Genomic DNA, 14,781 nt, shown 5'->3' with positions numbered 1-14,781 from the left:
AAGTTAAACTGTATGTTCAATCTTGTTTGTGAGTAATAATCTGTAGTTCAGGTTTAAGAATTTGTATTTCAAATACAACCATCTCATAAAAAGGACGGCTGCATGTTTACGCTCTCTCCAGTTCTGTCGGTAAGTAGCCGTACTGGGCTCCTGGCTTGTGTTTACCTGATCAAACAAGGCCTTGTATTGATCGAACATAAGCCCTCTCCCCTGGTTCTTTATGAAGGATAGGCTCATGGTGAGTTCCGTTACATCTACATTCTTGCCCTCTACATACCTTCCAAATTTTTTCAGGAAGTCACTTCTTCTCAGATGAGGGTGATCTCCGTAATAATAAAACTTTAGGTGGTTGGTATGCCATGGCTTGAAGATTTTTTCGGAGAAGCCCTTCTTGTAAGGCTTCATGTACGGGTAGGCTGAATAACCATAAAGGGTAATCAGGTCCCATTTGTCCTCAGCCTTCATGATCTCCAGCGCGTCGCGGAAGTGCCCGGGGAAGGCGGGGGTGGGCACGAAGTCCTCCTGCACGTAGAGCGTGTAGGGCGTCTTGACCGCGTCCTGCCCCTTGTTGATGTTGTTGCCCAGGCCCCGGTTCACCGGCGTGGTCACCAGCTGGAAGCCGTACTGCCCCTGCAGCCTCTTCAGCGCGCCCAGGTGCTCGGGCTTGCTCCCGTCGTCGGAGACCACGATGTCGTCGAAGGAGCAGCCCCGCTCGCGGCAGGCGCTCAGCAGCCGCTCCAAAGAGCCGCTCCGGTTGTAGTGCGTGATCAGTAGCGTGACGCCAGGAAAATAAAAGGGTGCTTCGGTGTTAGTCATATCTCAGTGTTATGTGAAAAATGCATTGATGATTATCAAAAGCTTTCCTCATTTCATTTCGCCAGAAACATCCTTTCCTTCTTCAAACAACCTTATTCAGTTTCATAACGATTTTCAGAAAAGAACCATTAAAAGGAGCTCTTATGCGCTATTAACTATTCATCCTGCATGCTTAGATCCTTTGGCATTTTGTTATTGAAATTGCCTTTGAAGCGTTTGGCTTCTATTAAGATTCTTTCTTTTAAAACTTGCGAGAAGGATCCGCTCCGTTGCAAAGTTCTGGGTGCTGTCCAGATTCTTGCTTTGTTTGACCGAACCTGCTTTATTTTACCATACTTCATGAGGCCAAGGCAAAGCATCCCGTCATCGCCTCTCCATTTTGAAGGGACGAAACCTATCTTCATCCCATACTCTTTGATAAAGCCCATGCTTAATCCAAACGAGTTATAATATGGTCGTTTGATGTGTCTAATTTCTGCAAAGGCATCCTTCATCAATTCAAGCAATGACAGTTTCCATCTTGGGAAGCCTTTTTCGCTTATGAAAGAATACCTGCCATACACACATACCACGTCTGGTTGGGTAAGAACATCTATCATTTCGTCTATCCAGCAGGAAGGATAATAGCAGTCTGCATCAGCTAAAAGAATGTATTTGCCAGCGGCATGCTCCATCCCCATTTGGCGCGCAAACCCGCATCCTTGTTTAGGTTGGAACAAACGTTTTACGTGCAGCCTGTCCATTGTATCCTGGGTTCTATCCTGTGAGTTATTGTTAATCACAATGATCTCAAAAGGATATTTGGTTTTCATTCTGGACATACTTGCAATTGTTCTAAGCAAGTTCACCTCCTCATTCCAGGCAGACATCACAATGCTCACCAAGGGTTGCTTGCTTTGCACCTTATCCAAGTCTCTGTTTATTTGATCAAATACATGGGCGGGTATTTGATCAAAGCTCTCGTACTCAAATTTTATGTCATTTATCCAGGTTGGGTTCTTGAATTGTCTCATAACAACAGCATTATTTACAATGAAATCAGGCCTTTTCAGCCTTATATTTTTAATGTGATTTTAGAAAACTAGATAATTTCTGTATTTCTATTTCTCTTACTAATTCAGACCAGCTGCCCTTTATCTACCTTTTGGAACCTCTCCCATTTGGCAACATCTGGGTTATACTCCTTTAAAATGCGGGCGGGGTTTCCTCCTACCACAGAGAAAGGGGGAACATCTTTGGTCACCACGCTCCCTGCCGCTACCACAGAGTGTTTCCCTATGCGTACACCGGCGGTGATCACCGCATTTGCCCCAATCCAGCAATCATCTTCAATCACTATTTCAGCAGTAGTACATGGCTGGTCTTTTATAGGCACCAGAACGTTTTCATATCCGTGATTTAACCCTGAAATGACTACGTGCTGGGCAATGATGACATTGTTGCCAATGGTAACAGGCCCTATGACCACATCAAAAAGACCTACAAAGGTGTTATCACCAATATGTACAGCTCCCATCCCGTTATTCACCACGGCATAGTCCTCAACTACCGAGCCACTACCAATGGTGAAGGGGTTAAATGGTAAAACATCTAACCTAGACTTGCGGCAGAACACGGCGTTTGTACCCTTTTTATGGTAAAAAGGATTCATAAACTGTTGAACCCACCATCTGGGTCTTGCCTGGTTTTTAGGCATCAGCAGATAAAGAGCAAAGGCTTTCAGCCGGGGATCTGATTTTATTTTTTGTACGTAGCTCAATGTCTTGTCTTTTTAGGTTCTAAACAGTTCCTGATAACCTTTATTGAATCTCCAACTTACTGGCTAATGCTTGTCACTGGAATAGCTGATCTTTCAGCCTTCTCCCAAGCAGCAGGCTGAGCGTTCCGGATAAACCGGAAGAATCCTGCAAAAACTGCCACGTTCATCATGCTGAAGTACAGAGGCAAGAGTAAAATTTTTATTTTTTTACCTCTCATTTCAGCTTGCCAACCTAACCAAGAGGCAGAGTAGAAGAACACTTGCGCTATAAAAAGCCAGGTGTACAAACCACCTTTATTCCAGGCAAGCAGAAAGTTAACTGGCAGCAAGAGCGCCAGCATGAGAGGAGCCAGACTCCAGCGCAATACCCGATGCGACACGTAAAGGAACGTCACCAATGGTTGATTAAAGGGATTCAAAAGCGAACCCAAACGCACCATTGACTGCCAGCCACCTGCACAGATTCTTACCTTACGCTTCATTTCCTCGGCAATAGAGGTAGAAGGAGTTTCTGAGGCATATGCATTAGGTTCATATACTACCTTGTACCCCTGCTCCACTATTCTAAGTGATTGCACAAAGTCATCCAGAATTGTGTCTTTTTCCAGCGGTTTAAACAAATCACTTCTAAAAGACACCAACTCTCCGGCGGCTCCCATCAGGCTGTAAATTTCCGAATCACAGCGTTTCAGGAACGACTCATACTTCCAGTACAAGCCTTCTCCCGCTCCTGGGGCAGAGTCAAGCGCTAAAACTTTCTTCTCTCCAGATACAGCCCCAACTTTAGGATCTTGGTAATGCTTTACCATCTCCCTTACGGCCTCTTTGTTTAAATAAGAGTTGCAGTCGGTGAAAATTACGTAAGGAGTTTTCACGAATTGCATGGCTCTGTTCTCAGCCAATGCCTTTCCTCCCCTTACAGGAGAGTGCAGGTGTTCCACCTGCGGGTATTTCATTAATACTTCTGCGGCGTTATCAGTTGATCCGTCTGTAATGAATATAACCTTCAGCTTATCGGCTGGATAATCTAAAGCTAGGCTATTAACAATTTTGCTTTCCAGGATTGGTGCTTCATTATAAGCCGGCACTACCAAGGTTACCTCAGGCTCATATTCCTGCAAAGGATTTGATTTGCTGAAGGCACGTTTAGCTTTCGCTAAAATCCAGGCAACAAGAGCGTATCCAAAATACGTGTAGAACACAATTGCAAAAGCTGCCCAAAGTGTAATTTCAAGAACTTCCATGTGGTTGAATGCTTAAGCGAATGACTATTGACTTTTTTTGCTGGCTTTCAAACCACTTATGAAACCTATCACCAGAAAAACTAAAGCTGGAACAATAAAAATTTCGAAAGGCATATTTTTAAAAATTAGGGGTTATACATTTACTTCTGCTGAAACGCTTTTCACTTTGTGAGGAGTTGAAAGGAAAGAGGTCTTGGCTTTCTTGATTTGAAACAAGGCTTTTACCATGCAAAACAATGCATACGGAAGCTGAACCAAGGCCTGCACTAATTGCTTGCTCTTGTAAAATCTTGCAGGCAATGCTATAAAAAGAGCGGCGCTCAACATGACTAATTGAATTCCCCAGAAGAGAGGAGATGGTCCTACAGGCAGAAGAAACGAAGACAAGAAAAACAATCCTAGAATACCAATCAGCAGAACTCTGGGCACCAAGAACGCTTGCACCACCTTGTTGAAAAACTCAAAGTTGCCATGCTTCACTAACTGCACTACTCCTTCACCTGCATACTTTTTCAGGAACTCTACCTGGGCTGCAATCCACCTTGTTCTTTGCTGGGTGAAGACTTTGGCATTCTCAATTTTTTCATCATACACATAGACCTTATCTAAGTAGCAGATTCTTTCCTGGTCTTTTACAATTCTGAAATCCAGTTCCTTGTCTTCGCCAACTGTTTCCCCAATACCTTTCAGCAAATCTTTAAGGTATGAGAATCCAAAAGCCATTCCAGATCCAATCAATGCAGATGACATTCCAACCGCGAAGTGCCCTTTTCGGTAGATGTGGTTGTTGATCTCCTCGTTGCAGGCATCTAAAAAGGCGAAGGAGGAGTCCATGTTCTTGGCTGTTCTATGCGCCTGCACAACTCTGTACCCAGCTCCAAACGCATTGTTCACTTCCTGCAAGAAATCAGACCCCATGATATTGTCTACATCCAGGATGGCTGCTATATCATACTTATTTGCAGGAATTTGGTCCAAGGCGGTTGAGAGTGCTTTGCCTTTGGTGCTTTTTTCAAAAAACACCTCAATAACGTTTACACCAAAGCTTTTTAGTTTTGAGACAGTTTCCGGTAGCAATCCATCTGCAATCACATACACATCAAACTCCCCATTGTACTGGTGATTCATTGCAGCCCTGCTTGTTTCCAGGACTACTTCGTTCTCACGGTAAGCCGGAATCAAGACACAGATCCGACGATTTTTCTTCACCGTCACCTGAAGGGGCTTAATTTTTTTGTGACCGGCCAGGGAAAAGAAAAGCAGATAGCAGCAATTAAACAGAAGATAAACCCCTATGGCATACAGGATGCTATTCCCTAATAATTCTAAAAGAAACATAAATGTATTCAACTCCTTACTTTTGTAAATATTAGTGTCTAAACAGCGAATTAGGTTCTAGCAATCTGTCTAATCTATTCTGTTAAGCGGGAAGACCTAAGCCTTCTGTTTTGTTTTTGACGGTTAAGCCAGGGTAACTTGTTTCGTGAATCTTGTAATGGGTAAGATTCCACCATAAGCCACGCGCTAATGCTTTCAAATGCTTTCCTTCCAGCCTCAAGCCGAACTCCAGCACCTTCTTAGGTATGGCCGCCAGAAGGAAAATCAGGATACTTGTCCATAATGCTCCTCCGGTAATGTTTCTTCTTATGAAAAGAAGCCTGTTTCTGTTCATGTAATAGGTTTTCAGGACAGATGCCTTCCCTACTGAAACTGACTCCTTGTGGTAGATGGTTGACTCGCCTACATAATGACAGGAGTAACCAGCTCTTTTAATCATCTCGCACCAGTCTAGCTCCTCATAATACAGGAAGTACAGTTCTGGCATTAAACCCACTTTCTTGACTACTTTCATGGGCACCATCATTGCGGCACCGTCTGCCAGAATAGTAGGAGCTGAGGTATTGTACTGCCCTTTATCAGTTTCCAGCTGCCCAATAGTGACACTACGCCCCGTCCAAGAATTAATTCCTTTAGAACCTGCGTATTGAATTAATCCCTTGGTTCCATAATAGATAATCTTGGGAGAGGCTATACCTGCTTTACTGTCTTTCTGGAACAGGTTGACCAATGGCTCCAGAAAATCAGGCTCCACCTCAGTGTCATTGTTCAGGAAAAGGAGGTATTCTCCGGCTGCCTGAGCTATCCCCAGGTTGTTTCCTCCGGCAAATCCCAGGTTTACTTCAGACCTGATGAGTTTTACCTCTGGGTACAGATCAGTAATCAAGGTAGGATCATCTGAGGGAGAAGCGTTATCAACTACTATTATCTCAATATTTGGATAACTCACCTTTTTCAAGGAAGCCACCATCTCACAGGTCACAGTAGCTTGGTTATAGTTTACTGAGATAATAGAAACAAGTGGACTACTAGGCATGAGCGTTCAGTTGTTGCGCTTCTTTATCTAGCTTGGGGCCAAGAAAAACGAAGGCAAATGAAATGTAAACAATCATTGATGAAGGCATCATGTTCATTACCTCATTACCATAACTGGCAATAATGATCCCGGTAAATCCTGCCACCAAGGCGGTGAGTTTGAACCTGAGCCCCTTGTCTTGGGTATTCCAGACAATTCCGCAGCTTTTCCCAATGATATACATCATCATACTGATCCATATCACAAAGCCCACAATACCGTACTCAGCCCAAACCTTTACCCAGTAACTGTCAGGTGGAATAGGTGTCAAGTAGCCATTTGGGTTATATTTCTCAGCTGCATACCCAATAGAGCCTACACCACCTCCAAGTGGGCGCGCCTTCAGGTACTCCTGAATTTTCATTTGGTTTTCAAGACGGACATTGAAGGATTGGTCATTAGAGTTAAGAGCAGAGCGCATCCTTCTAATTTCAAAATGGCTCTCTCCTATATAAGTGAATTTTAGAAAACAGAATCCTAACACACCTATGAATAAAGCAACGGTTATCACTTTAAGGTTCTTGTTAACTACTAATACTACGGCTAGTCCAACAAATAAGGTAAACAAAGCCCCCCGTGTTCCGGACATGGATTCACCGTATAGGAAGAAAAGAGCAGCAATACCGCACATTATTCTTTTCCACTTCTTGAAGGGTCCTAAGGCCAATGTAAAAGCAATCACAAACAATTGGGCCTGAGAGGCACCAAACTGGCTGGCATCTGAATAGAAAGAAAATATCCGAACATCACCCCAGATAAGGTGGGTCAAATATCCATAAGAATACAACCACTCCTTTTCCCCAGGAAATAAACCAATAAAGTTTTGTTTTAGCCCATTGATGGTTGCCAGAAGAGACATTCCAATAATTAGAAACAGAAAGGTGTTTAGGTTCTTGTTAGTATTGAAGATGACCAGACAAAGCGGAACAATCAGGATCCACATAAATTGGTATCGTGCATCTACCATCCAACCCAGCACACTAGCTCCAGCAGGGTTGAATAGCTCAAGGAAGTTTATCAACATCCAAATAGATCCCAAAATGAAGATTTCATTCCGTAAGTAAGACCAGTCGTAATGTTTTGAAGTATGGAAGATAACAGCCAGCCAGGTGAGTACCAGCAACCCATCAATTACATACAAGTACTGGAAATGACCAATTTCTCTTGAAAACAGGTTATAAATAAAGCAATAGACAACGAAGGAGATGATACCAACTTTAGGCTCTCTAAATATTGCATACACCAATGGAATGACCAGCAAAGCCACCAGCAAAATGCCTGGCAGCAGAAAACCAACCTCAGCTGTTACCCAGCCAATTCCAATGGCTGCAATAACCAACAAGGGTATTGTAAAGTTTGATAGTAATCTTTTATTAGAAGAGGTTGCAATCTGCTCCATGGAGATATCTCTTTGTGCTTTTATTAGTAACCGAATTGGTTGAATTGAACTCTTCTTTTACTTCCTAAACAAAATGGATTCGTGGAAGTGAAAAGAAGAGTCCAATCATGAAAGTGCTCCAGACTTTAGTCCATGAACAGTAACTAAACTGTTTCCAGGGCAGGTAAGCTTTTAGGAGATGGAAGTACTTTTTGCTCCTGTAAGTAACTATCAGGACGAACCACTACCATTTCTTTTGCATCATCTGCCTTAACGGAGCTAAGTACCGTTTCAATTGGTGCGTTAGTAACCTTCTGGATGCTTTCAAAAATAGTTTTGTCTGCTTGCTCCCAAACGCGGTTAGCTCTCACAGTCAACAAAATCAGATCTAAGTGCTTGAACAGTGACACTGGGTACGTATCCTCTAGCACGGCAGGGAATTCTACCAGCACAACAGCATTGTTCATGTAATCCAATCCAGCCAGGTCAACTACTGAGGCATCTGTCAAAACACCTTGAAGCGGAGCATAGAAGCTGCTGTTGGTGAACGGATTGATTTTGCCTTTGTGGCTTTCCGGGAAAAGGACCTGGGTCTCAATTCCCATAGAGGTCAGGTTGCTGGCCAAGGCATTGCAAAGTTCTGTTTTGCCTTCACCTGCCATGCTGCTTAATACACCCACTACAAAAGGACCATTTCCTTCTTTGTTTCTCATCTTAAGAATAAGCTGGCGAGCCAGGTGGTCTTCTGCACTTTGAGCCAACAGCAATTGCTTAGAGCTTGTGGTATCACTTGCAGGCAAAATCCCGAAAACTGGGTAGTGCATTTTTCTTACTGCCACTGAAGGCTTACGGATAGATTGGTCTAGCAGAGCCTTGGCAATCAGAACCCCCAGAGTTACAAGGAACACACTAATTGCACCGAAAAGGATAAGCAGCAAGCGAGTAAGAATGGCCGGGTTGCTTGGCTGGTAAGGAGGATCAACCACCTTTAGTTGCGACGTAAGTTCCACATTTTGCTGGTTTAACTTACTTTGGTTGAACCCTTCTAACTGAGCCAGGTATTCTTTTTCAGCAAGATCTACCTCTCTGATTAACCTTTTGTTTTCTCCACCCAAAGGAACAAGCTTGTTATAAGTCTGGGCATACTCCCCTTTTTGCTTATTCACTAAGCTTAACTTACTTCTCAATTCTTCTACCAGGAAAGTAGCTCTAACCCAGTCAGTAAGCACAGAACCCATAGGTACGCCTTCTTTAGAGCGAGTATTGGCATGATGCTTATCTACTGAATTCAACATTCTTGTTTCAAGAGACTCCTCTTCTTTTCTTAGGGCGGCCATTCTACTAGCCTGAGCACCATTGTTATTGCCTCTGTTCAGTAGTTCAAGTTCAGCAATTTGGGTCTGAACAGCAGAAAGTCTGTTTTTCAATCTTAAAACTTCTTGGCTGTACAGGTTAGGCACACCTCTTGATTTCATGCTTTGCTCTAAAGAGCGTAAAGTAGCAAGAGCACCAGCATACTCCGTTTCCAGATCGTTGTACTTCCCAAGCAAAGCGTTCTTCTCTGCAGAAGTATTCTCCACCTGAGAGTTGTAATCAACAATGCCATGGGCTTTCTGGAATTCAAGCAGATTTGCTTCTGCTACCCTTAACTTCTCCAAAGACTTTTCAGTTGCTGCGCTAAAGTGTCCTACAACAGACTCAGATTGAGCAGTATGCAGTTTCCTGTGCTTTTCAATAAACAACTGGGTTAAAATCTCCAGAGCATTCTTACAAAGAGCAGGGTCACTAGAGGTAAAAGAAATCTGTAAGAGATCACTATCAGTAATTCTTGATGCTTCAATCGCCGATTTGGCATCTTCAGAAGATGAAGCAGCTCCAGAGTAGTCAAAGTCATCTGAATAGATGATGTCCCGGATTACGTTGCTCTTGCTTGCGTTGTAGAATTTAGCAATGTTATCTGCTGTTTCTTCAACCGTAGCACCTACTAATTTGCTTTTAAGGGAAGCAGGCACTGCCTCCTGCAACTTCTCATAAGAGCTCAGTTTCAACACATTAGGATCATGGGCTTTTAGCATCAAGTGGGAAGCCAATAACCGGAAGCCTAACTGCTGTCTGATATCTCTAGAATCAATAATAGAGATTAAGTTCGCAAAGGCATTGTTCGCTGCTTTGTGCTGGCTATTGTTAGCTGAAACGCTGTTCAGATCGTAACCTGTTGCTATACCAGTATAAATAGTAGTATAGGAGGTATATTCATCATCTTCATCCTTCACGAAGAAATAGATTGATGCTGCTGTTACAGATGTTACTGCCACCAGCATAAACCAATTACGTCTGATGATTTTAAAGATTTCCGTTAGTTTCATTTGCTTTTTATTAAGTCAATTAGTCTCATTCCAATTCGCTCTTCCATCATCATAAGAGTGGTTTCATAATTTATCTTCGCGGTGCGAAGCGCAGCTGCTGTGCTGGTATGAGCTTGTTGCACAGTAGACATAGCGTCAATAAGAATATCACCACTTTTAAACTGCTTCTCGGCTAGTTTATTCGTTACCACTGCCGACTGGTAGGCTTGCTGCTGAAGTTCAAGTTGTGATTTTGCCAAAACCATGTTCTGGTACAAAGTGATCACTTGTTGTCTTACTTGTCTTTCAGCTAATTTTCTGGTTCCTTCTACCTGAGCAATTGCTAAATCCTGCTTTTTGATCAGGTTATGGCGGCTAAGCAGTTGTCCTAGAGGCAGGGCCATGGTGAAACCCATGGTGTATCTTGCCTGCAGAGGAGAGTCAAAAGCATTGAAAGAATTAACTGGCTCACCCGCTATCCCAAACTGCTCCCAGGTACCATATTGGTAAGCCGAGTTCAAGGCAAAGTTGCTGTAGAAGTTTTTGCGAATAATTTTGCGTTCTTCCTGCGCCATCAATTTCGCTGCATCAGCGTTCTCTAATTCTGCAGCATTCCCAATAGCAGCTTCAATCAGGATTGGGAGGGCATATTCAGAATTGAACAATTTTTTCTCCCATTCGCCTCCCTGCTTGGGATCTGTCTGGGCAACGGCCATGAGACCGCTCAGGGCCAGGAGAATTGCAAGTGAAAGTTTTTTCATATTCAGCATTTGTTAAACATTTTCTTTTTGGAACATGGCAGGTACAGTTTTGAGAAGGATGTAAAGGTCTTTTCTAAAGGAAAACTTCTGGGCGTATTCAATATCCAAAGCTTTCCGTTCAGCCTCTGACATATTCCCTTTTCCACGCTTACTTACCTGCCATAAGCCAGTGATTCCAGCCGGGGCTATAAAGCGCGCAGCATATTCGTCAGTAGTGATTTTTTCAGCTTCGTAGATAGGCAGAGGCCTGTTTCCTACAATAGACATATCTCCTCTGAGCACATTGTATAGCTGTGGCAACTCATCAATACTGGTGTTGCGGAGAAACATCCCTAACCGAGTAATCCTGGGATCATTCGCAATTTTTATGAAAGCAGCACCAGACTTGGTTTTCTTAGATTCAATGTATTGTTGCTCACAGATCAACTGCCCTTGTTCATTAATCAATTTATTTGAACACTCCACCCCACCTTCTGCACAGGTTTTGCAGAGCGAATAACCCTCCTCAACTTGTTCCTTGGCTGGGGTCTGATACTGGTTAAAGGCCTTTATGGAGTCAAGAAGTTGGTCTGCATCCTGTCGCATAGACCTGAACTTCCAGAATTTGAAGATTTTGAAACCAGTGCCTACTCTATATGAGTAGTAGAAAGCGGGACCTTTAGACTCAAGTTTGATAAGCAGGGTAATCACCAGCAATATGGGCGAAAGGAACAACAGAGCCGTAGAAGCTACCACAATGTCAAATATTCTTTTACCTAAAGGATATTTGTATGCGAAGGCACTGTTTGCTCTGGGGTGCATGTCCATTTTACTGATTCTTGCTAAGTAATTGATTCTGGTGCTTAACTTCTCCTTATCATATTTTTGATAAAAGATATCAGAAACACCCGCAGCCATAAGCATCCTCTGCACTGTGGCCGGAACCAAACTATCAGCTATCCAAATGACAGGGATGGTCGCTGTAAACTTGTTCTTGATGGTTCTTATTAAGTTAATTCCTAAAGGAGAGCCTGGCGAAGAAGCATCAATGATAACATCGTATCTATCGCCGTTTTCTAATGAATTAAGAAACAGTTTAGGGTTGTCAAAATGCTTTACCTCAAAACTTTGGCCGAACTCCTTCTCGAATTCCGCTGCCTCCTGAAAATCTGGTGAAAGATAAACAACCTTCATGTTGGCAAACTTTAGGATATTTTTACTCGTCTAAGAACATTCTTGATTCTTATTTCCAACTCTTCTGGGTTGAAAGGCTTAATCATATAGTCATCGGCACCGCTTTTAAGGCAGAGGATCTTATTTCTGGATTCCTCTTTCCCTGACAACATGATCAATGGGATGTCTTTAAACAAAGTACTTGCCCGTAGTTGCACGATAAAGTCTAAGCCATTCATGAATGGCATTTCGAAATCAGCAACAATAGCATCAATGTGATGGCCTTCTTCCAGCCAGTTCATTGCTTCTTTACCATTAGACTTAACTACTACATGGTAAGACTTAGAGAAGTAATGCTCTAAAATCAGCCCTATAGTAGGTTCATCATCGACGATTAATATACACTGCTTCATTTTATTATTTTTATAATTACTATGAAATTACCATGCCAATCTGAAAAATATATCAATTATTACTTTAAGAGTATAAAATGGTGGATTCTAGGCGATTTTTGTTCCCATTATGGGAACACCTATTTCAATTTGGGATGAGATCCGCCTTGCAGATGGGAAACTAAGAACTAAAAGAAAGGAGGTTCCTATTGACGAAACCATTGATTTACCTTAAAAGCAGGAGGTACTTGAGGTGTGTTTTTAAGCTACTTTTGTATAAATAACTCCAAAACTAAAATATAAATGAGAGTTTTTGGATTGGGGAAATAGCTTTGAGCTCAGTAATTTTGGTGCAGTAATTTATTGATTTAAAAATTATAAGCAACAAATTAAATTTTAATATATACAGCAGTTAAATTCGCATATTACTTTAGAACATAAGAAAACCAAATTTTCCAATTGCTACATCAATAAAGAATCAACTGAATCAATTAACGTTTAAAACAGTACAACAACCAACTATAAATTAGCTGTTAATTACTTATTATCAGCTAGTTCACTTGAAAACACAGCAATAACTTTGTTAGTAGCATCATAAACAGTGTCCATTAGATTCGACAATTTTGCCAAACCTGTTTTTGTATTGGCTACTTCCTCAATTTGCTTCATGGCATTCGCAGCTTTGACTACTTTTATATTCCCGAAGGTTGACTTTAAGCTATGGGAAAGTAGAGCAACAGTATCCCAATCTTGCTGCTGAATAGCAAGTGACAGTTTTGACAACTGACCGGGAACAATATCTATAAATAACTTCTGCATTTTATGGATGAAAACTGCATCCTCAGCCATATTCCCCAAACCTGAGAAGTCATATAAAGGCAACTCCTCTTCAGAAGTTTGCTTCTCAGAAAGTAGCCGCTCTTTTGCGTAATGTCCCGTATTTTTAGAGATACAAAGATATAAGTCAAAGGCATGATAAGGCTTCCTTAGAAAATCACTAAAGCCAGCTTCCTTGAATCTATCTATATCAATATCTGCTGTGTTTGTAGTGAAAGCTACAATGGGAGTATTTTTGTTTGGGTTTTCTGAATTACGGATAAAAGAAGTAGCCTCAAAGCCATTTATGCCTGGCATCTCCACATCCATTAATATTAAATCGTACCCATTCTCCTGGGCTAATTTTATGCCTTCTTCCCCATTAGTGGCTATGTCAATTTTGGTATTCCAGTTTTGAATTTGATGCCTTACTAAGGTTTGGCTGCTTTCATTGTCTTCTACCAAAAGAAGCCTTAAAGCATTTGTTTGTTCTGGCAGATCATATTGATCTTTACTTTCTACAACCTGCTCCTGGTTGATAGAGAAAGGCAGAATAAACTCTATACTCATTCCCTGCTCATGTTTTTCATCAAGCCAAACCCGGCCGCCTTGCAATTCAATTAGCTTTTTACTTGTGTAAATACCAAGCTCAAGTCCACCTTTTTTATATCTGTCTTCTGTGTAGGGTGTACCATCAGACTCAAAAAGTTTAACTAAAATATCAGAGCTTTGCTCTAGCTCCAGATTGCTGATTGAAAACTGCAGATATAGCGTTTTTTCTATTCTTTCCTTCTGGAAGACAGATACCACTACTTCTTTACTCTTCGTGTATCTTACTGCACAACGAAGAATTTTTACTAAAATCAGGTCGAGATAAATGGGGTTAACCTCAATAAGCGGCAACCTGGCTAACGGTTCGGAAAAATAAACCTTTACATCTTGTTCAGCGGCCTTTGAGTTTAATGATTTTACGACTTCTCTTATAAAATCTACAATACTTACCACTTCTGTGGCTAATTCTAAAACTCCTGCCTCTACCCTGGCATACTCTAAAACATCTTTGGGAATGTCTAAAAGATAGTCGGAAATAGAGAGAACTGAATTCAAATACCTTTTCTGATCTTTGCTAATAAAGGTTTTTTTCAAAAGCCTAATCAAGCTGATGATGGCACTAACAGGAGCTTCCAACTCTCTGCTTACATCTCCTAAAAATTTCTCTTTACTTGCAAATGAATCTTCCGCAATCTGGATGGTGTCTTTCAGATTTGTGATCTCTGAGGAAGTTGATAATAAGTAACGTTCGCCATTAGGCTGGACAACCGCTTTTTTAACAGAAAGATACCAAGTTCCGTTACCATTGTCTAGTTTATAAAACTCTTCTATGGTGTACACATCCTCAGAAGCGAGAACTTCTAAATCTCTTTCATAGGAAAAGTCGAAATCAACGGCACCCGTATGGAGCAAAGTAGGTAAAGCTAATTTATGCAATTGGGCGTAAGCAGTATTAGCCCAAACTATTTTCCCTTGAGAATCCTTGATATAAGTTGGATTGGGGCTATCTTTAAAAATTTGGTCAATAGAAAACATAGGCTTTTTCAAGAACTCATTCACTCCAATCCTTACCGGATTACGTTTGATTTCGCTAACTAAAGCGCATCAGGATTAATTAATTTTTTATTGAATTACCTATCTACTTGACTGAGTT

12 protein-coding genes are annotated in these 14,781 nt (G+C 41.7%); all 12 read right to left on the bottom strand.

What is annotated here, in order from left to right:
- Positions 1 to 3: 3 nt before the first annotated feature.
- The 12 genes from DC20_RS14050 to DC20_RS13995 all read right to left on the bottom strand — a co-directional run bounded on the left by DC20_RS14050 (position 4) and on the right by DC20_RS13995 (position 14,663).
- On the bottom strand, positions 4 to 816 hold the full coding sequence (locus DC20_RS14050) for a glycosyltransferase (RefSeq protein ID WP_062544413.1): 813 nt from the start codon (positions 814 to 816) through the stop codon (positions 4 to 6).
- A 155-nt stretch (positions 817 to 971) separates the two neighbouring features.
- On the bottom strand, positions 972 to 1,829 hold the full coding sequence (locus DC20_RS14045) for a glycosyltransferase family 2 protein (protein WP_062544412.1): 858 nt from the start codon (positions 1,827 to 1,829) through the stop codon (positions 972 to 974).
- Between the two features lie 104 nt (positions 1,830 to 1,933).
- Positions 1,934 to 2,575, bottom strand: coding sequence for an acyltransferase (locus DC20_RS14040; protein ID WP_062544411.1), 642 nt, complete (start codon positions 2,573 to 2,575; stop codon positions 1,934 to 1,936).
- Positions 2,576 to 2,631: 56 nt separating this feature from the next.
- Positions 2,632 to 3,819 carry a glycosyltransferase family 2 protein gene (locus DC20_RS14035; RefSeq protein WP_062544410.1) on the bottom strand — a complete coding sequence of 396 codons (1,188 nt, stop codon included), beginning with the start codon at positions 3,817 to 3,819 and terminating at the stop codon, positions 2,632 to 2,634.
- 132 nt (positions 3,820 to 3,951) lie between these two features.
- Positions 3,952 to 5,028 carry a glycosyltransferase gene (locus DC20_RS14030; RefSeq protein ID WP_169788186.1) on the bottom strand — a complete coding sequence of 359 codons (1,077 nt, stop codon included), beginning with the start codon at positions 5,026 to 5,028 and terminating at the stop codon, positions 3,952 to 3,954.
- 211 nt (positions 5,029 to 5,239) lie between these two features.
- Positions 5,240 to 6,193, bottom strand: coding sequence for a glycosyltransferase family 2 protein (locus DC20_RS14025; protein WP_062544408.1), 954 nt, complete (start codon positions 6,191 to 6,193; stop codon positions 5,240 to 5,242).
- The gene (locus tag DC20_RS14020) at positions 6,186 to 7,631 is read right to left on the bottom strand and encodes an O-antigen ligase family protein (RefSeq protein ID WP_062544407.1); all 1,446 of its coding nucleotides are present in this window, start codon (positions 7,629 to 7,631) and stop codon (positions 6,186 to 6,188) included. The genes DC20_RS14025 and DC20_RS14020 overlap by 8 nt, the downstream gene beginning before the upstream one ends.
- Before the next feature lie 143 nt (positions 7,632 to 7,774).
- Positions 7,775 to 9,976 carry a GumC family protein gene (locus DC20_RS14015; protein WP_062544406.1) on the bottom strand — a complete coding sequence of 734 codons (2,202 nt, stop codon included), beginning with the start codon at positions 9,974 to 9,976 and terminating at the stop codon, positions 7,775 to 7,777.
- Positions 9,973 to 10,716, bottom strand: a complete 744-nt coding sequence (locus tag DC20_RS14010; protein ID WP_169788185.1) for a TolC family protein — start codon at positions 10,714 to 10,716, stop codon at positions 9,973 to 9,975. The genes DC20_RS14015 and DC20_RS14010 overlap by 4 nt, the downstream gene beginning before the upstream one ends.
- 12 nt (positions 10,717 to 10,728) lie before the next feature.
- Positions 10,729 to 11,889, bottom strand: a complete 1,161-nt coding sequence (locus DC20_RS14005) for a sugar transferase (RefSeq protein ID WP_062544404.1) — start codon at positions 11,887 to 11,889, stop codon at positions 10,729 to 10,731.
- Positions 11,890 to 11,900: 11 nt separating this feature from the next.
- The gene (locus DC20_RS14000) at positions 11,901 to 12,281 is read right to left on the bottom strand and encodes a response regulator transcription factor (protein ID WP_062544403.1); all 381 of its coding nucleotides are present in this window, start codon (positions 12,279 to 12,281) and stop codon (positions 11,901 to 11,903) included.
- Between the two features lie 516 nt (positions 12,282 to 12,797).
- Positions 12,798 to 14,663 (bottom strand): ATP-binding response regulator, encoded by a 1,866-nt coding sequence (locus DC20_RS13995; RefSeq protein WP_062544402.1) that lies wholly within the window; start codon positions 14,661 to 14,663, stop codon positions 12,798 to 12,800.
- Between the last annotated feature and the right edge of the window lie 118 nt (positions 14,664 to 14,781).

This window comes from Rufibacter tibetensis (assembly GCF_001310085.1).
Lineage (GTDB): Bacteria > Bacteroidota > Bacteroidia > Cytophagales > Hymenobacteraceae > Nibribacter > Nibribacter tibetensis.
The sequence above is the reverse complement of the archived record's forward strand: the minus strand, read 5'-3'. Positions and strand labels throughout refer to the sequence as shown.